Genomic DNA, 19,783 nt, shown 5'->3' with positions numbered 1-19,783 from the left:
AACGGCCATACAATCCGGTCGGCTCTAAGGCCGCCGCGCTCTTGCTTTTGATCTGGAGCGCCCCGTCAAACACGCTGGCCGAACGCAGGCTTGAATCCGTGGGTAACCCGGCAGGACGCCGGGTTAGCCGTCCTGGGCCAAGGATGGCCCATGACGGCGGCCCACGGATTCAAGCCGGAGTGAGGGCACACCGAGCCTAGGCGAGGTGCCGAGTGTTGGGGCAAGAGCCTTTTGCTTACTTTGGGCTGGGCCGGCATTCCGGCTTTTCCAAAGTGAGCCGCCGTAAGGGCGGAACCCTAAGTAGCCGTTACCTAAACAACGGATATGTACTCAATCAGAAAGCCAATTTATAGCCAATGGCCATAAGCATAACCGCCAAACAAGGCCGCAACACCCCGTCCGGCAGCTTCCCCGTCATATGACTACCGACATAGATCCCCGGCAACGACCCCATCAACAAAAACCCGAGCAGATGCCAATCCATATTCCCCATGCTGGCATGCCCCAACCCCGCCACCAGGGTCAGCGGCACGGCATGCGCAATCTCAGTCCCCACCAGCCGCCGCGTAGCCAGGAACGGATACAGGATAAACAACGCCACCGTCCCCAGCGCACCCGCGCCAATGGACGTCAGCGCCACCATGGTACCGAGGATCGCCCCCGTCACCACCGTCAGCGCATTCAGATTGCGCGGGCTCATGTGATAGCTATCGCCCGCATGCCGCTGGGCAAACGCCAACAGACGGTTCTTGAACAGAATCGCCAACGCGGTCAGCAGCAACACCACACCAAGCGCCTGCTTGATCACCGCATTCATCGCGCTGGGGTCGGTATGCAAGCTGGCCAGGAACCACAGCGTCAGCAACACCGCAGGCACACTGCCCAGGGTCAGCCAGCCGGTGATGGTCCAGTCGATATTCTTGTTCTTGCCGTGCACCAACACCCCACCCGACTTGGTGATGGCGGCGTACAGCAGGTCGGTGCCTACCGCGGTGGCCGGATTGATGCCGAACCACAACAGGATCGGCGTCATCAACGAACCACCGCCCACACCGGTCATGCCCACGATAAAACCAACGATCAGGCCGGCAACCACGAAACCAAAATTACCCACATCCATTACAGCTACCTGCGGCCTTATAAATTTCTGGCCGCAGGATAGCGATTTTTCTTATAACGACTTATACCAATATGATCTGACTTTATGCCTTTTACGCCAGACGATGACAGACGTAAGCCTGGGTCTGATACGGGAAGGCCACGGTGTCGCGCCCTTTCAATGCAGGATGGGTGTCGATCAGCGCCTGCAATTGCGCGGTGACGCGGGCCTTGGGCTCATCGGCCAATGCGGCAATAAAGCTCACGGAGAGGAAACGATCCATGATCACCTCCTGAGGGCTGCCAACATGGCTGTAGGGGAAACAGGTCACTTCGGGTTGGGAAAAATACTTGCCGCTGAAGGCATCACGCCAGCGGCCGGTATGAAAGCGCGGCGTATCACCCTCGTACGGGGTAATGATGTCGGTGATCGCGGCGACCCAATCCACTGATTCATCTCGCACATTCCACACCAGGCCAAGGCGGCCGTCCGGCTTGAGCACGCGATGGATTTCTGCCAAGGCCGCCTCGGTGGAAAACCAGTGGAACGCCTGGGCGCACACCACTGCATCGGCGCTGGCGGCTGGCAAGGGGATGGATTCAGCGGTGCCATTGAGCAGGCGCACATCCGGCAGCAGTTTGGTCAACTGCGCGCCCATCGCCGCCACCGGCTCGACCGCAATCAGGGTCGGTGCCAGGGTGCTGAGCAAACGGGTGAACTTGCCGGTGCCGGCGCCCAGGTCAATCACGCTGGACTGCGCGCTGATGCGCAATGTGTCGGCCAGCCAGCCCGTGAGTTGCCGCGGATAATCCGGCCGCCCCTGGGCGTAGGTAACGGCCTGGGTAGAGAAACCTTGTTGAGCAGACGTGTGCACACCAGTCATTGCCAATCTCTCCTCGGGTAAAACGGGGACACAGTGTGCGCCCTCTAAGGTTTATTTTCTAATCGCTGCATCCAATCGTACTCGCCGTGGGTAGTCCTTTCAGTCACCCCGCTGTTTTACTGAAATGGAGAAGTACCCATGAACGCTAAAGCACTGTTCTGCCTCACCGCCCTGCTCGCCGCCGCGCCGGCCGCCTTTGCAACCCAGGCCGACTTGCCCGACAGCATCAAGGTGCCGGACGGCCACAAAGTGGCGTTGGAAACCACCGGCGTCGGCGAAATCACCTACGAGTGCCGTGACAAAACCAACGCTGCCGGCCAGACCGAGTGGACGTTTGTCGGACCAAAAGCGGTATTGAATGACCGCAGCGGCAAACAAGTCGGCACCTACTTCGGCCCACCCGCCACCTGGCAGGCCAAGGACGGTTCGAAAATCACCGGCACCCAATTGGCCGTGGCGCCGTCCGGCGCGGGCAACTTGCCGTATCAACTGGTCAAGGCCAACCCGGCCGAAGGCAAGGGTGCGATGAGCGGCGTAAGTTACATCCAACGCGTCGCGCTCAAGGGTGGCGTGGCGCCGAGCAGCGCATGCACTGCGGCCAACAAGGGCAAGCAGGAAGTGGTGAAGTACCAAGCGGATTACATCTTCTGGGCGGCCAACTGAGCAAAGTCGGCTACGCTGCCCCCAATACTGATCGTTGGGGGGAGCACCACGTGTTTGATTACGACGCCTGCCTGCAGGCCTGCGCCGGTGGTGATCAGCGTGCCTTGCGCCAGCTCTATGAGCAGGACAGCAGCCGCTTGCTCGGCGTGGCGCTGCGCATCGTCCGGGACAAGGCCCTGGCCGAAGACATCGTGCATGACGCGTTCATCAAGATCTGGCGTGGCGCCGGCAGTTTCGACCCCAGCCGCGGTTCGGCCCGTGGCTGGGTGTTCAGCGTGACCCGGCACATGGCGCTCAATGTGGTGCGCAATCACTACCGCGAAGTGCCGCTGGACGATGAACACGAGCAGGTCGCAGCCACCGACACCTTTGAATTCACCGCACGCTCCGGGCAAGTCCACACCTGCCTGGAGCAGCTCGACCCGGCCCGTCGCACGTGCATCCTGCATGCCTATGTCGACGGTTTTTCCCACAGCGAAATCGCCCGGAAACTGGACACCCCGCTGGGGACCGTCAAAGCCTGGATCAAACGTAGCCTCGCCGCGCTGCGGGAGTGCATGGCATGAGCAACCCTCTGGACGAACTGGCCGGCGAATATGTGCTGGGCACCCTGCCCGGCGAACAGCGCGCCGAAGTGGAGCAACGGCTCAAGCACGACGCCGAGCTGCGCGCCGCAGTGGACGCCTGGGAGCAGCGTCTGTTGCCGCTGACCGCCTTGGCGGAGCCCGTGCCGCCCTCCGCTGAATTGTGGCGACGCATCGAGCGCCACACGGCCAGCGCCCACACCCCCTGGTGGAACCTGCTGGCCGTGTGGCGCGGCCTGGCCGGTGCCGGGCTGGTCACCACACTGGTCCTGGCCGCGCTGTTGCTGACGCGTCCGCCCGCCCTGGAACCGCGCTTTGTGGTGGTGCTGGTCGCGCCGCAAAGCCAGGCACCGGGCTGGGTGATCCAGGCCAGCAATGACCAGCAGATTCAGTTGATCCCCTTGGGCGTGATGGAAGTGCCAGCCGACAAGGCCTTGCAGTTCTGGACCAAGGGCGATGGCTGGCAGGGGCCGGTGTCGTTGGGGCTGGTCAAGCCCGGCCAGACACTGTCGGTGCCGCTGGACAAGCTGCCACCGCTGACGCAGAACCAGCTGTTCGAACTGACCCTGGAAGACCCACGGGGCTCGCCGACCGGCAAGCCCACCGGACCGATCCAGGCGATCGGCCGCGCCGTCAAGGTGCTCTGATCAAGCGACGTTGGGCAACCACACGCGGAACCGCGCACCGCCCAGCGGTGAAGCCAGCGCGGTCAAGGTGCCGCCCTGGGCTTCCAGGGCGCGCCGGCTGATGGCCAGGCCCAGGCCGAAACCACCGGTGGCGCGATCACGGCTGCGATCCAGGCGGTAGAACGGCTCAAAGATCCGCTCACGCTGGTCGAGCGGGATGCCGATGCCGTCATCGTCCACCCAGATTTCACAGCCTTTGGCGCAGACGTTCACGCCGACCTGAATGCGTTTGTCGCAGTAACGCGTGGCATTGCGCAGCAGGTTCTGCAAGGCGCGGGCGGTGAGGCGCGGGTCGAGGCTGAAGCGCTCCACGGCGCAGTCGAGCGCGACATCGATAACGATCTCGGGGTTTTCCAGTTCGTCGTCGACGCTGCCCAGTACGCTATCGATAAACTCATCAAGCACCACCTCGACCCGCTCCGGCAGTTGCGCCGGGTTTTGCAGGCGGCTGTAGGACAGCAACTCCAGCACCAGCTCATCCAGCTCGCGGATATGCGCCACCAGGCCATGTAGGCGTTCACGACTGGCCTCGGGCAAGTCTTCGGACAGCGCCAGGGCCAGGCCGAAATCCAGGCGCGTGAGCGGCGTGCGCAGTTCATGGGAAACGGCGTTGAGCAAATCGCGCTGCTGGTTGAGCAGGTGCTCGATGTCGTCGGCCATGGTGTCGAACACCGCCGCCAGGCTGCCGATGCTGGAGCTGGCCGGCAGCTGTGTGCGTTCGGCCAGGTTGCCACGGCCCAGTTGCCCGGCGGTGCTTTTCAGGCGTTCCAGGTCGCGCCAATGTGGGCGCAGCCACACCAGCAGGCAGGCCAGCAACGCGGCGACGATCAGCACGTTGATCGCCCAATACAGCACATTCATGTCCATCGGGTCGGGCGGTATGGTCAACTTGACCACGAATTGCTCATTGATCGGCGAGCTGATCTGCTCCATCCAGCCCCATTCGCCCAGGCGCACCACCGACCTGCCCTGCTCCAGCAGTTGCTCTTCGGCCGGGGTGTAGCTGGCGTCCTGGCGCAGCAATAATTGCACTTTCAGCGGCGCAAAATCGCGGCCCAGTTGCTCGGTCACCTGTGACCAACGCTCCACCGGCGCCCGCTGGTATTGCTTGACGATCAGCTTTTGCTGGCCGCGGGTCTGCTCGATGTTGTAGTTCATGTAGCGGTGTTCGAACAGCTGGATCACCAACGAAGGAATCAAATAGATCGCCAGGCTGTAGGTCACGATGGTGATCAGGTAGAGGCGTAGCAATACACGAAACATGGCTCAGCATTCCCACTCGGAGCGGCTGAACAGGTAGCCCTTGCCCCACACCGTCTTGATCTTGCGCGCCTCGCCGGCGTTGTCGTCGAACTTGCGGCGCAGCTTGGAGATGGCCACGTCCACCGACCGGTCGGTGCCGTTGAACTCGATGCCGCGCAGGCGTTGCAGGATCTGGTCGCGGCTGAGCACTTCACCCGCATGCCGTGCCAGCACCACCAGCAGGTTGTATTCGCCGCTGGACAGCTCGACCGCCTGGTCGCGCCAGGTCACGGTGCGTTCCGACAGGTCGATGCACAGGTTGCCCATGATGATCTGGTCGTTGGCCACCTGGGGCTCGGACAGGCTGCTGCGGCGCAACAAAGTACGCACACGGGCGAGCAGCACACGCGGCTCGCAGGGCTTGGTCACGTAGTCGTCGGCGCCCATTTCCAGGCCCAGCACCTGGTCGTGGCTGTCATCGCGGGCGGTGAGCATCAGGATCGGCAGGCCCGCCGAGTCGGCACGCAGCAGGCGGCACACTTGCAGGCCGTCGAGGCCGGGCAGCATCAGGTCGAGGATCACCAGGTCCGGCGGGTTCAGGCGTGCGCGTTCACGGACATGATCGCCACGGCTGAGCACATTGACGTGGTAGCCATTGCGTTCCAGGTAGCTGGCAATCAGCTCGGAGAGTGCGGCGTCGTCTTCCACCAGTAGGATGTTGGGCATAAAGGTGTTTCCAGAAAATACAGTTGTTGGTCGTACACAAATCCCATGTGGGAGGGGGCTTGCCCCCGATAGTGGTGGCTCAGTGAAGCGTATTTCGACTGATACACCGCTATCGGGGGCAAGCCCCCTCCCACATGGCATCTCCAGTGTTTGCAGGATTGTGCAAGGATATACGCCCCCGGCGCCCCGCGCGCCGTACCTTACATTTCTTCACAGACCCGCTACACAGCTTCACAGCACCAAGGCGCAGGTGACTTTAGGATGCGCCAGTCAATATTGGGATAAGAGCATGTCGAAGAATCTGTTTGCGCCATTTTGCCTGCTGGCCCTCACCCTGGCCCTGAGCGCGTGTGGCGACTCCGCCGCCGAAGCGCCGCAAATGCCCCTGGCCAAAGTGCGCATCGAAACCCTGGAAGCCAAGCCGCTGTCGATCAGCAGCGAACTGAGCGGGCGCATTGCCGCGCCGCGCATCGCCGAAGTGCGCGCACGGGTCGCCGGCGTGGTGATGCAACGGGTGTTCAAGGAAGGCCATGACGTGAAACAGGGCGACGTGCTGTTTCGCATCGACCCCGCGCCGTTCAAGGCCGACCTCGACAGCGCCCAGGCCAACCTGAGCAAGGCCGAGGCAGATGCGTTCAAGGCGCGCCTGCAGGAGCAGCGCTACAGCCAATTGGTGGAAGGCAACGCCATCAGCGGCCAGGACTACGACAACGCCCGCGCCGCCGTGCGCCAGACCAACGCCGAAGTCGCCGCCAACAAGGCCGCCGTGGAACGCGCCCGCTTGAACCTGGGCTACGCCACCGTGACCGCGCCGATTTCCGGGCGCATCGGCCGTGCGCTGGTAACGGAAGGCGCGCTGGTCGGCCAGAACGAGGCCACGCCGCTGGCGATCATCCAGCAACTGGACCCGATCCACGCCGACCTGACCCAGTCCAACCGCGAACTCAACGACCTGCGCCGCGCCTTCCGTGCCGGCAGCCTGAAGCAGGTTGGCCAGGACCAGGCCAAGGCCACGCTGATCGAGGATGACGGCAGCCTGTACCCACTGCCGGGCAAGTTGCTGTTCGCCGAGATCAGCGTCGACCCCGGCACCGGGCAGATCATCCTGCGCAGCGAGTTCCCCAACCCGGACCTCGACCTGCTGCCCGGCAGCTTTGTGCGGGTGCGCCTGGAGCAAGCCGTCGACAAGCAAGGCATCAGCGTACCGCAACGCGCCATCACCCGTGACAGCGCCGGTATCCCCATGGTGTTGCTGCTGGACGCCGAGCAGACCGTGAGCCAGCAGCCGGTGGAGTTGGGCGCGGTGGTCAACGATCGCTGGGTCGTCAGCAGCGGTCTCAAAGCCGGTGACCGCATCATCGTCGAAGGCCTGCAACACGCGCGCCCCGGTGAAAAAGTTGAAGTGGACGACAGCCCGCTCGTAAAGGAATAACCCGCCATGCCGCAGTTCTTTATTGACCGCCCGATCTTCGCCTGGGTGGTCGCCCTGTTTATCCTGCTGGCCGGCTTGCTGGCCATCCCGCAGTTGCCGGTGGCGCAGTACCCCAACGTCGCGCCGCCAAAGGTCGAAATCTACGCGGTGTACCCCGGCGCTTCGGCCCAGACCCTGGACGAAAGCGTGGTGAGCCTGATCGAGCAGGAGCTCAACGGCGCCGATCACCTGTTGTATTTCGAATCCCAGAGCAGCCTGGGTTCGGCCACCATCACCGCCACTTTCCAACCGGGCACCAACCCGGAAATGGCCCAGGTGGATGTGCAGAACCGCCTCAAGGCAGTCGAACCGCGCCTGCCGCAGGCGGTGACCCAGCAAGGTTTGCAGGTGGAGAAAGTCTCCGCCGGTTTCCTGTTGCTGGTGACCCTCACGTCCAACGACGGCAAGCTCGATGACGTGGCGCTCAGCGACTACCTGGCGCGCAACGTGATGAACGAGCTCAAGCGCCTGGATGGCGTGGGCAAGGCCCAGCTGTATGGCGCCGAGCGTGCCATGCGGATCTGGATCGACCCGCAGAAGCTGATCGGCTTCAACCTCACGCCAGCCGACGTCAACGCCGCGATCAGCGCGCAGAACGCCCAGGTCTCGGCGGGTAGCATCGGTGATCTGCCGGGTACGAATACCCAGGAAATCACCGCCGCGATCCTGGTCAAGGGCCAGTTGTCGACGCCGGCCGAGTTCGCTGACATCGTGCTCAAGGCCAACCCGGACGGTTCCACTGTACGCATTGGCGATGTGGCGCGAGTGGAAGTCGGCAGCCAGGAATACCAGTTCTCCACCCGCCTGAACGGCAAACCGTCTACCGCGGTCAGCGTGCAATTGTCGCCCGGCGCCAATGCGTTGAGCACCGCGACCCTGGTGCGGGCCAAGATGGACGAGCTGTCGCGCTATTTCCCGGCCAATGTGGAATACAAGATCCCGTACGACACCTCGCCGTTCGTCAAGGTTTCGATCACCAAGGTGGTCTACACCCTGCTGGAGGCCATGGCGCTGGTGTTCGCGGTGATGTTCCTGTTCCTGCAGAACGTGCGCTACACCTTGATCCCGACGCTGGTGGTGCCGATTGCGCTGATGGGCACCTTCGCCACCATGTTGCTGCTGGGCTTTTCGATCAACGTGCTGACCATGTTCGGCATGGTACTGGCCATCGGTATCCTGGTGGACGACGCGATTGTGGTGGTGGAGAACGTCGAGCGGATCATGGCCACCGAGGGACTGTCGCCCAAGGAGGCGACGAAAAAGGCCATGGGCCAGATCACCGGCGCCATCATCGGCATCACCCTGGTGCTGGTGGCGGTGTTCCTGCCGATGGCGTTCATGGCCGGTTCGGTGGGAGTGATCTACCAGCAATTCTCGCTGTCGATGGCCACCTCGATCCTGTTCTCGGCGTTCCTCGCCCTGACCTTGACCCCGGCCCTGTGCGCGACTTTGCTCAAGCCGATCCCCCAGGGCGAGCACCATGCCAAGGGCGGTTTCTTTGGCTGGTTCAACCGGCGTTTCGATCAGTTCACCGACCGCTATGAAGGCTGGGTGGCTTACGCCCTCAAGCGCAGCGGCCGCTACCTGCTGATCTACCTGGTGTTGCTGGTGGGCCTGGGCTGGATGTTCAGCCGCCTGCCCTCCTCGTTCCTGCCGGTGGAAGACCAGGGCTACACCATCACCGACATCCAGTTACCACCCGGCGCGAGCAAGAACCGCACGGTGCAGGTGGCCGAACAGATCGAAGCGCACAACGCCGAGGAGCCTGGGGTGGGTGACACCACCATGATCATGGGCTTCAGCTTCTCCGGTTCCGGGCAGAACGCAGCGCTGGCGTTTACCACGCTCAAGGATTGGTCGCAGCGCGGCAGCGATGACTCCGCTTCGTCGATTGCCGACCGCGCCAACATGGCCTTTAGCGAGCTGAAAGATGCGGTGGCCTACGCGATCCTGCCGCCGCCCGTGGATGGTCTAGGTACCTCCAGCGGCTTCGAGTTCCGCCTGCAGGACCGCGGTGGCGTGGGCCATGCCGCGTTGATGGCCGCGCGTACCGAGTTGCTGGCAGCGGCCGCGAAAAGCCCGATCCTGGCCAACGTGCGCGAAAGCGCCCTGGCCGAAGCACCGCAAGTGCAGCTTGAAGTGGACCGCAAGCAGGCCAATGCGCTGGGCGTGTCGTTTGCCGATGTCGGCAATGTGCTGTCCTCGGCCATCGGTTCGGCCTACATCAACGACTTCCCCAACCAGGGCCGCATGCAGCGGGTGGTGGTGCAGGCCGAAGGCGACCAGCGCAGCCAGGTGGCGGACTTGATGAAGATCAACGTACGCAACAACGCCGGCAAGATGGTGCCACTGTCCGCCTTTATCGAAGCCAGATGGACCCAGGGCCCGACTCAGTTGACCCGTTACAACGGCTACCCGGCTATCGCGATTTCCGGCGAAGCCGCTCCGGGGCACAGTACCGGTGAAGCCATGGACGAGATCCAGCGGTTGGTCAGCCAACTGCCCGCCGGCCTGGGCCAGGAATGGACCGGTTTGTCGTTGCAGGAGCGCTTGTCCGGCTCCCAGGCCCCGATACTGCTGGGCTTGTCGCTACTGATCGTGTTCCTGTGCCTGGCGGCGTTGTATGAAAGCTGGTCGATCCCGACCTCGGTACTGCTGGTGGTGCCGCTGGGTGTGCTCGGCGCGGTACTGGCCGTGGCCTTGCGCGGCATGCCCAACGATGTGTTCTTCAAGGTCGGTCTGATCACTATCATCGGCCTGTCGGCGAAGAACGCGATCCTGATCATCGAATTCGCCAAGGACCTGTACGACCAGGGCGAAGACCTGATGAGCGCCACCCTGAAGGCTGCGCGCTTGCGCTTGCGACCGATCATCATGACCTCGCTGGCGTTCATCCTCGGCGTGGTGCCGTTGGCGATTGCCACCGGGGCCAGCTCGGCAAGCCAACAGGCGATTGGTACCGGCGTGATCGGCGGGATGATCACCGCGACACTGGCGGTGGTGTTTGTGCCGGTGTTTTTTGTGGTGGTGATGAAGTTGGTTAAAAAGCGCCGCGACTGATCGACGTCAACCGACGCAAGCCCACTGAAAAGAGCCCTTACAAACTGTCAATGTTGACAGTTTCGCAGGGTTCTTTTTCGTTTTAGTGTGCCTTTGTTCAATCCGAACGATCAGTAAAGAGAAGCCTCCCATGAGCGAACACTCAGGCTTACTGCTTTCCAACGGGTACCTGGCGGTAGGCATTGGAAACAGTTTTTTTGTCAGCGAAGACTTAACAGTAATCCATACGAGCCAATTGCTGCGTATTGAGGCACCGGGCACTGGAAACTCAGACGGAGAATTCATCATCACGGTCAATAACCCTGGGAATGGTGGAACAGCCATACCGGTTGGTCCTGGCAACCCTTCGCAGCTCACCTACGAACGGTACGGCTATCCTAACCGCCATGCCGGTAGCGGAAGCATAACCTTCGTGTGGGACCCTACACGTAAAACGCTTGATGCGACGTTTGAAGCCATCTTGGTTCCTGTCGCGCACTACCCCGCAGTCAAACTCACGGACGGCGCCATCCGTTACGTTGAATAAGCACGGCTGTAACCGCCATGTTTGATGGCCAGAACGTGCAACTGACAAAAAGGAGTGTTCGACGCAGTCAGTCAGGGACTAAAGAATGCGCTATGGTGCTCGCAGAGACATTTCATTGTGAGCCGCCATGCCGTTCCTCGCCCGCACCCACCCTCGCCTCTCCGCCGCCGCCGTGCTGGGTATTGCCGTGGGCATCCTGGCGCCGGCAGACACCGTCGTCAGCAAAATCCTCATCGGCTGGAATGCCGGGGTCTGGACCTACCTGGTACTGATGCTATGGCTGACCCGGCGGGCCAAGGCCGAGGATGTGAAGCGCATCGCCGAAATCGAAGATGAAAATGCCGGGCTTGTGCTGTTCACGGTGTGCATCGCCGCCCTCGCCAGCCTGGCAACCATCACCTTCGAACTGGTGGGCAGCAAAGACCTGGCCACCTCGGAACGCCTGCTGCACTACGGTTTCACCGGGCTGACAGTGATCGGTTCGTGGTTGCTGATCGGGGTGATCTTCAGCGTGCATTACGCGCGCCTTTATTACACCTGGGACGGCAAGGAGCCGGCGCTGCGCTTTGCCGAAGGTTTGCAGACCCCCAACTATTGGGACTTCCTGTACTTTTCCTTCACCATCGGCGTGGCGGTGCAGACCTCTGATGTCGGGGTTGCCACCCGAGGCATGCGCAAGGTAGTGCTGGGTCAATCATTGATCGGGTTTCTGTTCAACACGGCGATCCTGGGGTTCTCGATCAATATCGCCGCTGGCTTATTCGGTTGAGGCTGCACAAACCTTCTAGACGCTTATGCCCAGATGGGCGCTAATTACCTCACCTATTCCGCCTCGGTGTTTTATGGCCGCGCACAATTGGATCGACCTGTCCCAGGACGCCGACACCGGCATCGAGACCCTGCGCGCGCATTTTGAAGGTCATGCGTACGACCCGCATTGGCACGACAGCTACCTGATAGGCGTCACCGAGCAAGGCGTGCAGCAATTCAACTGCCGCCGTACCCGCCACAACAGCGTGCCCGGCCAGGTGTTTCTGCTGGAACCAGGCGAACTGCATGATGGTGACGCGCCCACCTCCGACGGCTTTACCTACCACATGCTGTACCTTGACCCGCAGTGGCTGGCCCGGGAAGTGAGCGCAGTATTCGAAGAAGCACCAGCTAACAGCCAGCTCAGCGTGGCCACCACGCTGGCCAATGATCCGCACCTGGCGCTGGCTACCAGCCAAGCCTTCCAGACCCTGCACAGCGGCGAACTGCGCATCGTGCGCCAGCGCGCCATGGATCACCTGTTGGAGCGCCTCACCAGCCAACTCTACTGGCGCACCCGCTACCGCGAAGACCCGCGCCTGCCGCTGGTTGCGCACAAGGCGCGGGAATACCTGCACGCCCATCTGCACGTGGATGTGGGCATGGACGAACTGGCCCTGGCCTGCGGCGTCGACCGTTTCCGCCTGACCCGTGCGTTCAAGAGCGCATTCGGCCTGCCGCCCCACGCCTACCTGGTGCAACTGCGCCTGGCCCGCGCCCGGCACTTGCTGGCCAAGGGCGAGCAACCCGCCGATATCGCGATGGCCCTCGGTTTTGCCGACCAGAGCCACTTGGGCCGCTGGTTCGTGCGCGCCTACGGCTTGACACCCGCCGCGTACCGCAAGCGCTGCTCAAATCTTCCAGACAGATGACATACCGGCCAGCGAAGATCGACGCCATCACTGGATTTGTCGGAGTCACCTGCCATGTTGCCGTTCATGTTGTTTGCCTTTGTCGCCTCGATTACGCCAGGCCCTACCAATATCCTGGTGCTGAGTAACAGCGCGCGGTATGGCTTGAGAGCCGCGTTACCCATAATCCTCGGCGCCTGCGTCGGGGCTGCCGGCCTTGTGCTGCTGGTGGGGACCGGCGTGGGCCAGTCCCTGGTGCATTTGCCCAAAGTGCAAACGACCATGCAATGGACCGGCGTCGCCTGGCTGAGCTACCTGGCCTGGCAGATCTTCAGTGCACCCGCCCAAGCCGTCGAAGTGGACGCCAGCGAAAAACCCCTCGGCCTGATCGGCGCCGCCAGCCTGCAATTGATCAACCCGAAAACCTGGATGATGGCGCTCGCGGTGGTGAGTGTATTTGCCGGCCAGGGTGCAGAGCGCCAAAGCCAGGTGGTGCAGTTGTCCCTGGTGTTTTTCCTGATCTCGATACCTTGCCTGGGCACTTGGGCGCTGCTGGGGGCCGGCGCTTCACGAGTGTTTCGTTCGGCCACGGCCATGCAACGTTTCAACAGGGGTATGGCCCTGCTGCTGTTGGCCGCGACCTGGTTGGGTGTGCTGGTCTGAACGTACCGGTCATCTGGCCTTGCCCTGCATCTTCTTGACGACTTTGCTGGTTTAGTGCTTTCCTGAAACCGGTTTCAGTCATTCCAATAAGAAAAGAAGGTCGATGACCGTGAACAACTTTTCCGCCGCCCAGCGCAGCCGCGTGACCATGCTCGACGTCGCCGAGCGCGCCGGCGTGTCCAAGGCCAGTGTGTCGCGCTTTATTGGCGACGACCGCGCCCTGCTCTCCGACGCCATCGCCCTGCGCATCGAGCAAGCCATCGATGCCCTCGGCTACCGCCCCAACCAGATGGCCCGTGGTTTGAAACGCGGGCGCACGCGCTTGATCGGCATGCTGGTGGCCGATATCCGCAACCCCTATTCCATTGCCGTGATGCACGGCGTCGAGACTGCCTGCCGCCAGCACGGCTACAGCCTGGTGGTGTGCAACACCGACCGCGATGACGCGCAAGAGCGCCAGCACCTGGCGGCGCTGCGCTCCTACAACATTGAAGGGCTGATCGTGAACACCCTCGGCCATCACTTGGACCAATTGCTGGAACTGCAACGGGAAATGCCCCTGGTGCTGGTGGACCGCAAGGTCGCGCCGCTGCACAGCGATCTGGTCGGCCTGGACAATCCGGCGGCGGTGCGTATGGCCGTGGAACACCTTGAGCGACAGGGTTACCGCGATGTGCTGATGGTCAGTGAAGCCACCGATGGCACCAGTTCGCGCCTGGAGCGCCTGGACAGTTTCAAGGCTGAAATCGCCAGCCGCCCGGCATTGACCGGCGCGGTGCTGGCGTTGGATGAAACACTGCAAAAACACCTGCACGCCTTTCTTGCCAAACCTGGCCCCAAGGCACTGTTCTGTGCCAACGGCGTCGCAGCGCTGGCCTGCACCCGTGCGCTGAAGAGCCTGGGTTGCAACCTGTTCGACGACATCGGCCTGATCGCCCTGGATGACCTGGACTGGTATCCGCTGGTAGGCACGGGCATCACCGCCCTCGCCCAGCCGACCGAAGCCATCGGTGCAACGGCATTCAATTGCCTGCTCAAGCGCTTGCGCGGCGATACCGAGCCAACACGGACCCTGGATTTCCTGCCCGAGTTGATCCTTCGTGGCTCGACCCGGCACGTCTAAAAAATTTTGAACAAAAATGAAACCGGTTTCAGAGGTAAACAACAATGCATAAATACCCCGTCTCCATCAGCCTTTCCAGCTACGGCGCAGACTTGGTACGCCAACAAGGCCAGTTGAGTTTTGTCGAGGTTCTCGCCGCCGCCGGCGCCCAGCGCATCGAATGGCGCGAAGAGCTTTTAACCCACGAACAGCCCACGGAACTGGCCGAGGCCGCGGCGCAACAGAACCTGGAATCGGTGTTCTCATCGCCCCTGGAACTGTGGGTCGCCGGCCGCGCCCAAGCGAATGCCGAACTGGCAGCGACCTTGGACCGCGCTCAGGCTTTCGGCGCGCAGTGGCTGAAAGTCTCCCTCGGCTACTTCACCGACACCAACGACCTGGACAGCCTGCACGCCCTGCTCAACCGCCACCCCGTGCAACTGTTGGTCGAGAACGACCAGACCCTGCACGGCGGTCGTATCGAGCCGATGCAACGTTTCTTCAGCGAAGTGGAGCGCCTGGGCCTGCCGGTGAAGATGACCTTCGATATCGGCAACTGGCAATGGCAGGACCAATCCACCCTCACCGCCGCTCGCTTGCTGGGCCGGCATGTGGATTACCTGCACTGCAAGGCCGTGGCCCGTCGCGCCGACGGCAAGCTGGTCGCCGTGCCACCGGGCGCCACCGACCTGCATCTGTGGGAACAACTGCTCAAGCACATGACTCAAGGAATTACCCGGGCGGTGGAATTCCCGCTGCAAGGCGATGACCTGATCGAGGTCACCACCCGGCACATTGCCGCCCTCGCCGTCCTTGGCCAACCGCGCGTGGAGAATGCCCATGTCTGAGATCGATATCCTGTCGTTTGGTGAGACCATGGCGATGTTCGTCGCCGAACAGAGCGGCGACCTGGCGCAAGTGGCGCAGTTTCACAAGCGCATTGCCGGGGCCGATAGCAACGTCGCTATCGGCCTGTCACGCCTGGGCTTCAACGTGGCCTGGCTGAGCCGGGTCGGCAATGACTCCCTCGGGCGCTTTGTGGTCGATACTTTGAGCAAAGAAGGCCTGGACTGCCGGCATGTGGCGGTCGACCCGTTGCACCCCACCGGTTTTCAGCTCAAGTCCCGTGAAGAAACGGGTGATGACCCTCAGGTCGAGTATTTCCGCAAAGGCTCGGCGGCCAGCCACTTGTCCGTCGCTGCCATCAGCCCTGCCCTGCTGCAAGCCCGCCACCTGCATGCCACCGGCATTCCGCCGGCGCTGTCCGAAGCGACCCGCGAACTGTCCGTCGAGTTGATGACCCAGATGCGCAAGGCCGGGCGCAGCGTGTCGTTCGACCCCAACCTGCGCCCGTCGCTATGGGCCAACCAACAGACGATGATCCGCGAAATCAACGCCCTCGCCGGCCTGGCCGATTGGGTGTTGCCGGGCCTCGGCGAAGGTCGCCTGCTCACCGGCTTCGATGACCCGGCCGACATCGCCGCGTTCTACCTCGACCAGGGTGCCGAAGCCGTGGCGATCAAGCTAGGCCCGGACGGCGCCTACTACCGCACGCAAATGGACCAGGGCTTTGTGGCCGCCGTGCGGGTGGACAAGGTGGTTGACACCGTCGGCGCCGGCGACGGCTTTGCCGTGGGCATGATCAGCGCCCTGCTGGAAAACCTCAGCTTCCGCGAGGCGGTACAGCGCGGCAACTGGATCGGCAGCCGCGCCGTGCAAAGCCGTGGCGATATGGAAGGCCTGCCCACCCGTTCAGAGTTACCGATTCGATCCGTCGCTTGACCCATTACGACCTGTTGCCACAACTACAACAAGCTCAGGAGCAACCCCATGGACACCGTGAAACTCGCCACCCGCCGTTGGTGGTACATCATGCCCATCGTTTTTATCACCTACAGCCTGGCGTACCTGGACCGCGCCAACTACGGCTTCGCCGCCGCCTCCGGGATGGCCGAAGACCTGATGATCACCCCTGGCATGTCATCGTTGCTGGGGGCGCTGTTTTTCCTCGGTTACTTTTTCTTCCAGGTGCCGGGGGCGATCTACGCGCAAAAGCGCAGCGTGAAAAAGCTGATTTTTGTCAGCCTGATCCTGTGGGGCGGCCTCGCCACCCTGACCGGAGTGGTCTCCAACGCCTACATGCTGATCGTGATCCGCTTCATGCTCGGCGTGGTGGAAGCGGCGGTGATGCCGGCGATGCTGGTGTACCTGTGCCACTGGTTCACCCGCGCCGAACGCTCGCGCGCCAATACCTTCCTGATCCTCGGCAACCCGGTGACCATGTTGTGGATGTCTGTGGTGTCGGGCTACCTGGTGCAGCATTTCAGCTGGCGCTGGATGTTTATCATCGAAGGCCTGCCGGCGGTGCTGTGGGCGTTTATCTGGTGGAGGCTGGCGGATGAAAAGCCCGCCCAGGCCAAATGGCTGAGCGACGCCGAGAAACAGGACCTGGAAAGCGCGCTGGCTGCCGAACAGGTGGGCATCAAGGCGGTGAAGAACTATGCCGAGGCATTCCGCTCGCCCAAGGTGATCATCCTGGCCCTGCAATTCTTCTGCTGGAGCATCGGTGTGTACGGCTTCGTGTTGTGGCTGCCGTCGATCCTCAAGCAAGGCTTGCAGATGGACATGGTCGAGGCCGGCTGGTTGTCGGCGTTGCCGTATCTGGCGGCGGTGATCGGCATGCTGGTGGTGTCCTGGGGCTCGGACAAACTGCAAAAACGCAAGCGCTTCGTGTGGCCGCCGTTGCTGATCGCCTCCATCGCGTTCTACGCGTCCTATGTGCTCGGCGCCGAACACTTCTGGTGGTCGTACACCCTGCTGGTGATTGCCGGCGCGTGCATGTATGCGCCCTACGGGCCGTTTTTCGCGATTGTCCCGGAAATTCTCCCGGCCAACGTCGCCGGCGGCGCCATGGCGCTGATCAACAGCATGGGCGCCCTCGGGTCGTTCGGCGGCTCTTATCTGGTGGGCTACCTCAATAGCAGCACCGGCTCGCCCGGCGCCTCGTACCTGCTGATGAGCGGCGCGTTGCTGCTGTCAGTGGTATTGACGATTTTTCTCAAGCCCGGTGCCAGTGACCGTACACCGGCGCCCAACCTGGAATTGAAGGTAAAGACCGCATGAAAAAATCTGTCGTGTTGTACAAGAAACTCTCCGCGCCGTTGATGGCCCGCCTGCATGAACAGGCCGACGTCACCCTGATCGAAGCGTTGGACGAGACCGGCCTGGCCAAGCTGCGCGATGCCCTGCCGACCGCCAATGGTCTGTTGGGTGCCAGCCTGAAGCTGGACGCGAAGCTGCTGGACCTGGCCCCAGAACTGGAGGCGGTGGCGAGCGTGTCGGTGGGCGTCGACAACTACGATATCGACTACCTCACCGGGCGCGGCATCCTGCTCAGCAACACCCCGGACGTGCTCACCGAAACCACCGCCGACACCGGCTTTGCACTGATCCTGGTCACCGCCCGGCGTGTGGTCGAACTGGCCGACATGGTACGCGCCGGCCAGTGGAGCAAGAATATCGGCCCGGCGCATTTCGGCAGCGATGTGCACGGCAAGACCCTGGGTATCATCGGCATGGGCCGCATCGGCGAAGCCCTGGCCCAGCGTGGGCATTTCGGTTTCGGCATGCCGGTGATCTACCACAGCCATTCGCCCAAGCCCTTGGTGGAAAAACGCTTTGGTGCCCAGTACCGCAGCTTGAACGAGTTGCTGCAACAGGCCGACTTTGTCTGCCTGACGCTGCCACTGACCGCTGAAACCGAGAAGTTGATTGGCGCCGAACAATTCGCGCTGATGGGCCCGGAGACGATCTTTATCAATATCTCGCGGGGCAAGGTGGTGGATGAGGCGGCGCTGGTGGAGGCGTTGCAACAACGCACGATTCGAGCGGCGGGGTTGGATGTGTTTGAGCAGGAGCCGCTGGATCACGACTCGCCGTTGTTGCGCTTGAACAATGTGGTGGCCACCCCGCATATCGGCTCGGCCACCCATGAGACGCGGGAAGCCATGGCGACGTGTGCGGTGGAGAATCTGTTGCAGGCGTTGGCGGGTGAAAAACCGAAAAACCTGGTGAACCCAGGCGCCTGGAAGCAGCAGCGCTGACACAACACAGAGCAAATGTGGGAGGGGGCTTGCCCCGGTACAAACCGGGGACATCGTTTACATTTCTAACCGGGGACATGGTTTACAGGTTAATACGCATGATCAGGAGGTAACTGATCATGCCCTGGAACCAAGAGTCCCCCATGAACCAACGAATCAAGCTGGTTGCTGACTGGCTTTCGGGTAACTTCACGAAAAGCCAACTGGCCCGCCGCTTCGGTGTCAGTCGACCTACCGTAGACAAATGGATTGCTCGGCATAACGGCGATTTGAAGTCGTTAGCCGAGGTTTCTCGTCGACCCCACAACAGCCCCAACAAGACCGACGATAAGATCCTCGCTCGCGTAGTGGCCATGAAGGAAGCCCACGATAAATGGGGGCCAAAGAAGCTCATTGAGCTATTGCGAATTGAAGATCCCTCTATCGATTGGCCGTCTCCCAGTACAGCCGGCCAATGGCTTGACCGACTTGGGCTGGTCAGAAAACGGCGGTTCAAGCGTCGGCACGGTACCTCGCATATTGAAATGCGAGAGGCCAATGACCCCAACAAAACCTGGTGCGTGGACTACAAAGGGCAATTCAAGATGCTCAACGCCCAGATGTGCTTCCCGCTGACGGTTACAGACCATGCATCCCGTTTGATTCTGGCTTGCAGGGCTCATCCTAAAATCATGACCCAGCCTGTAAAACAAACCTTTGAGCGGCTTTTTCAGGATTACGGCATGCCGGAAGTCATTCGTTCTGACAACGGAGTCCCTTTCGCCTCTCCTGGCCTGGCGAGGATATCCACACTGGCCGTCTGGTGGATCCGTTTAGGTATCTATCCCGAGCGAACCATGCCGGGAAGACCTGCCCAGAATGGTCGACACGAACGAATGCATCGCAGCCTGAAACTTGAGCTACCGCTAGGGAGCAACTTGGTGGAGCAGCAGCTTTTGCTGGAGCACTTCCGGCATGAGTTCAATTACGTACGCCCTCATGAAGCGCTTGGTATGAAACGTCCGGGAGATGTGTACGTGCCGTCTACTCGGCTTTACCCAGGGTGCTTGCCCGATGTGGAGTATCCGGCAGAAATGCGGGTGCGAAGCGTCAGGCAGGATGGATCGATCAAGTGGAACGGCAAGTTGGTATTTGTCAGCGAGGCCCTATCCGGAGAAAGGATAGGGCTTAAAGAAGCTGAGGATGATGCCTGGGATTTGTACCTGTGTGATTATCCCTTGGGGAGGCTTGGACGAGGTATGACCCGCGTCCAAGCCTCAAATGTGTAAACGATGTCCCCGGTTTCAGATGTAAACGATGTCTACGGTTCTACAC

The 19,783-nt window shown here is 61.8% G+C and carries 19 protein-coding genes; 15 read left to right on the top strand and 4 right to left on the bottom strand.

Annotated elements, in window-relative coordinates; translation table 11 throughout:
* Positions 1-334: 334 nt before the first annotated feature.
* Complete coding sequence (locus tag ACZ445_RS13195; RefSeq protein ID WP_058424851.1) at positions 335-1,120, bottom strand: sulfite exporter TauE/SafE family protein; 786 nt, start codon at positions 1,118-1,120, stop codon at positions 335-337.
* Positions 1,121-1,211: 91 nt separating this feature from the next.
* Complete coding sequence (locus ACZ445_RS13190; RefSeq protein WP_464708428.1) at positions 1,212-1,982, bottom strand: class I SAM-dependent methyltransferase; 771 nt, start codon at positions 1,980-1,982, stop codon at positions 1,212-1,214.
* A 138-nt stretch (positions 1,983-2,120) separates the two neighbouring features.
* Between ACZ445_RS13190 and ACZ445_RS13185 the strand changes: the two genes are divergently transcribed.
* From ACZ445_RS13185 to ACZ445_RS13175, 3 genes are read left to right on the top strand one after another with little or no spacing between them, the layout of a single operon-like run.
* The gene (locus tag ACZ445_RS13185) at positions 2,121-2,645 is read left to right on the top strand and encodes a DUF3455 domain-containing protein (protein WP_464708427.1); all 525 of its coding nucleotides are present in this window, start codon (positions 2,121-2,123) and stop codon (positions 2,643-2,645) included.
* 50 nt (positions 2,646-2,695) lie between these two features.
* Complete coding sequence (locus ACZ445_RS13180) at positions 2,696-3,211, top strand: sigma-70 family RNA polymerase sigma factor (protein WP_464708426.1); 516 nt, start codon at positions 2,696-2,698, stop codon at positions 3,209-3,211.
* Complete coding sequence (locus ACZ445_RS13175) at positions 3,208-3,876, top strand: anti-sigma factor (protein WP_058424855.1); 669 nt, start codon at positions 3,208-3,210, stop codon at positions 3,874-3,876. The genes ACZ445_RS13180 and ACZ445_RS13175 overlap by 4 nt, the downstream gene beginning before the upstream one ends.
* On the opposite strand, the gene ACZ445_RS13170 is transcribed toward ACZ445_RS13175, so the two are convergent.
* Together ACZ445_RS13170 and ACZ445_RS13165 are read right to left on the bottom strand one after the other, a co-directional pair.
* Positions 3,877-5,178 carry an ATP-binding protein gene (locus tag ACZ445_RS13170; protein WP_058424856.1) on the bottom strand — a complete coding sequence of 434 codons (1,302 nt, stop codon included), beginning with the start codon at positions 5,176-5,178 and terminating at the stop codon, positions 3,877-3,879.
* A 3-nt stretch (positions 5,179-5,181) separates the two neighbouring features.
* Complete coding sequence (locus ACZ445_RS13165) at positions 5,182-5,883, bottom strand: response regulator (protein ID WP_058424857.1); 702 nt, start codon at positions 5,881-5,883, stop codon at positions 5,182-5,184.
* A gap of 289 nt (positions 5,884-6,172) precedes the next feature.
* Here ACZ445_RS13165 and ACZ445_RS13160 point away from each other — a divergent pair, with 289 nt between their 5' ends.
* The 12 genes from ACZ445_RS13160 to ACZ445_RS13105 all read left to right on the top strand — a co-directional run bounded on the left by ACZ445_RS13160 (position 6,173) and on the right by ACZ445_RS13105 (position 19,737).
* Entirely contained in the window at positions 6,173-7,315 is a 1,143-nt protein-coding gene (locus ACZ445_RS13160) for an efflux RND transporter periplasmic adaptor subunit (protein WP_179029161.1), read from the top strand.
* 6 nt (positions 7,316-7,321) lie between these two features.
* On the top strand, positions 7,322-10,414 hold the full coding sequence (locus ACZ445_RS13155) for a multidrug efflux RND transporter permease subunit (protein ID WP_464708425.1): 3,093 nt from the start codon (positions 7,322-7,324) through the stop codon (positions 10,412-10,414).
* 130 nt (positions 10,415-10,544) lie between these two features.
* Complete coding sequence (locus ACZ445_RS13150) at positions 10,545-10,940, top strand: hypothetical protein (protein ID WP_464708424.1); 396 nt, start codon at positions 10,545-10,547, stop codon at positions 10,938-10,940.
* Positions 10,941-11,067: 127 nt separating this feature from the next.
* Positions 11,068-11,709, top strand: a complete 642-nt coding sequence (locus ACZ445_RS13145) for a DUF1345 domain-containing protein (RefSeq protein WP_078048145.1) — start codon at positions 11,068-11,070, stop codon at positions 11,707-11,709.
* Between the two features lie 73 nt (positions 11,710-11,782).
* Complete coding sequence (locus ACZ445_RS13140; protein ID WP_179030454.1) at positions 11,783-12,622, top strand: AraC family transcriptional regulator; 840 nt, start codon at positions 11,783-11,785, stop codon at positions 12,620-12,622.
* Between the two features lie 54 nt (positions 12,623-12,676).
* Entirely contained in the window at positions 12,677-13,264 is a 588-nt protein-coding gene (locus ACZ445_RS13135; RefSeq protein WP_058424862.1) for a LysE family translocator, read from the top strand.
* A 109-nt stretch (positions 13,265-13,373) separates the two neighbouring features.
* Positions 13,374-14,387, top strand: a complete 1,014-nt coding sequence (locus ACZ445_RS13130; RefSeq protein WP_122304919.1) for a LacI family DNA-binding transcriptional regulator — start codon at positions 13,374-13,376, stop codon at positions 14,385-14,387.
* 44 nt (positions 14,388-14,431) lie between these two features.
* Positions 14,432-15,214 (top strand): sugar phosphate isomerase/epimerase family protein, encoded by a 783-nt coding sequence (locus ACZ445_RS13125; protein WP_058424864.1) that lies wholly within the window; start codon positions 14,432-14,434, stop codon positions 15,212-15,214.
* A complete protein-coding gene (locus ACZ445_RS13120) occupies positions 15,207-16,148 on the top strand; it encodes a sugar kinase (protein ID WP_058424865.1) in 942 nt (313 codons plus the stop codon). The genes ACZ445_RS13125 and ACZ445_RS13120 overlap by 8 nt, the downstream gene beginning before the upstream one ends.
* Positions 16,149-16,196: 48 nt before the next feature.
* Entirely contained in the window at positions 16,197-17,489 is a 1,293-nt protein-coding gene (locus tag ACZ445_RS13115; protein ID WP_058424866.1) for an MFS transporter, read from the top strand.
* The gene (locus ACZ445_RS13110; RefSeq protein ID WP_464708422.1) at positions 17,486-18,469 is read left to right on the top strand and encodes an NAD(P)-dependent oxidoreductase; all 984 of its coding nucleotides are present in this window, start codon (positions 17,486-17,488) and stop codon (positions 18,467-18,469) included. Before ACZ445_RS13115 ends, ACZ445_RS13110 begins: the two co-directional genes overlap by 4 nt.
* Before the next feature lie 119 nt (positions 18,470-18,588).
* Entirely contained in the window at positions 18,589-19,737 is a 1,149-nt protein-coding gene (locus ACZ445_RS13105) for an integrase core domain-containing protein (protein ID WP_464707611.1), read from the top strand.
* Positions 19,738-19,783 lie beyond the last annotated feature (46 nt).

It is taken from the genome of Pseudomonas allii, assembly GCF_055380095.1.
This window is presented reverse-complemented; position numbering and strand designations above follow the sequence as displayed.

Excerpts from the sequence above, each read along its gene's own strand:
- ACZ445_RS13195 (WP_058424851.1), bottom strand. The coding sequence starts at position 1,120 with ATGGATGTGGGTAATTTTGGTTTCGTGGTTGCCGGCCTGATCGTTGGT.
- ACZ445_RS13190 (WP_464708428.1), bottom strand. The coding sequence starts at position 1,982 with ATGACTGGTGTGCACACGTCTGCTCAACAAGGTTTCTCTACCCAGGCC.
- ACZ445_RS13185 (WP_464708427.1), top strand. The coding sequence starts at position 2,121 with ATGAACGCTAAAGCACTGTTCTGCCTCACCGCCCTGCTCGCCGCCGCG.
- ACZ445_RS13175 (WP_058424855.1), top strand. The coding sequence starts at position 3,208 with ATGAGCAACCCTCTGGACGAACTGGCCGGCGAATATGTGCTGGGCACC.
- ACZ445_RS13170 (WP_058424856.1), bottom strand. The coding sequence starts at position 5,178 with ATGTTTCGTGTATTGCTACGCCTCTACCTGATCACCATCGTGACCTAC.
- ACZ445_RS13165 (WP_058424857.1), bottom strand. The coding sequence starts at position 5,883 with ATGCCCAACATCCTACTGGTGGAAGACGACGCCGCACTCTCCGAGCTG.
- ACZ445_RS13160 (WP_179029161.1), top strand. The coding sequence starts at position 6,173 with ATGTCGAAGAATCTGTTTGCGCCATTTTGCCTGCTGGCCCTCACCCTG.
- ACZ445_RS13155 (WP_464708425.1), top strand. The coding sequence starts at position 7,322 with ATGCCGCAGTTCTTTATTGACCGCCCGATCTTCGCCTGGGTGGTCGCC.
- ACZ445_RS13150 (WP_464708424.1), top strand. The coding sequence starts at position 10,545 with ATGAGCGAACACTCAGGCTTACTGCTTTCCAACGGGTACCTGGCGGTA.
- ACZ445_RS13145 (WP_078048145.1), top strand. The coding sequence starts at position 11,068 with ATGCCGTTCCTCGCCCGCACCCACCCTCGCCTCTCCGCCGCCGCCGTG.
- ACZ445_RS13140 (WP_179030454.1), top strand. The coding sequence starts at position 11,783 with ATGGCCGCGCACAATTGGATCGACCTGTCCCAGGACGCCGACACCGGC.
- ACZ445_RS13135 (WP_058424862.1), top strand. The coding sequence starts at position 12,677 with ATGTTGCCGTTCATGTTGTTTGCCTTTGTCGCCTCGATTACGCCAGGC.
- ACZ445_RS13125 (WP_058424864.1), top strand. The coding sequence starts at position 14,432 with ATGCATAAATACCCCGTCTCCATCAGCCTTTCCAGCTACGGCGCAGAC.
- ACZ445_RS13120 (WP_058424865.1), top strand. The coding sequence starts at position 15,207 with ATGTCTGAGATCGATATCCTGTCGTTTGGTGAGACCATGGCGATGTTC.
- ACZ445_RS13115 (WP_058424866.1), top strand. The coding sequence starts at position 16,197 with ATGGACACCGTGAAACTCGCCACCCGCCGTTGGTGGTACATCATGCCC.
- ACZ445_RS13110 (WP_464708422.1), top strand. The coding sequence starts at position 17,486 with ATGAAAAAATCTGTCGTGTTGTACAAGAAACTCTCCGCGCCGTTGATG.
- ACZ445_RS13105 (WP_464707611.1), top strand. The coding sequence starts at position 18,589 with ATGCCCTGGAACCAAGAGTCCCCCATGAACCAACGAATCAAGCTGGTT.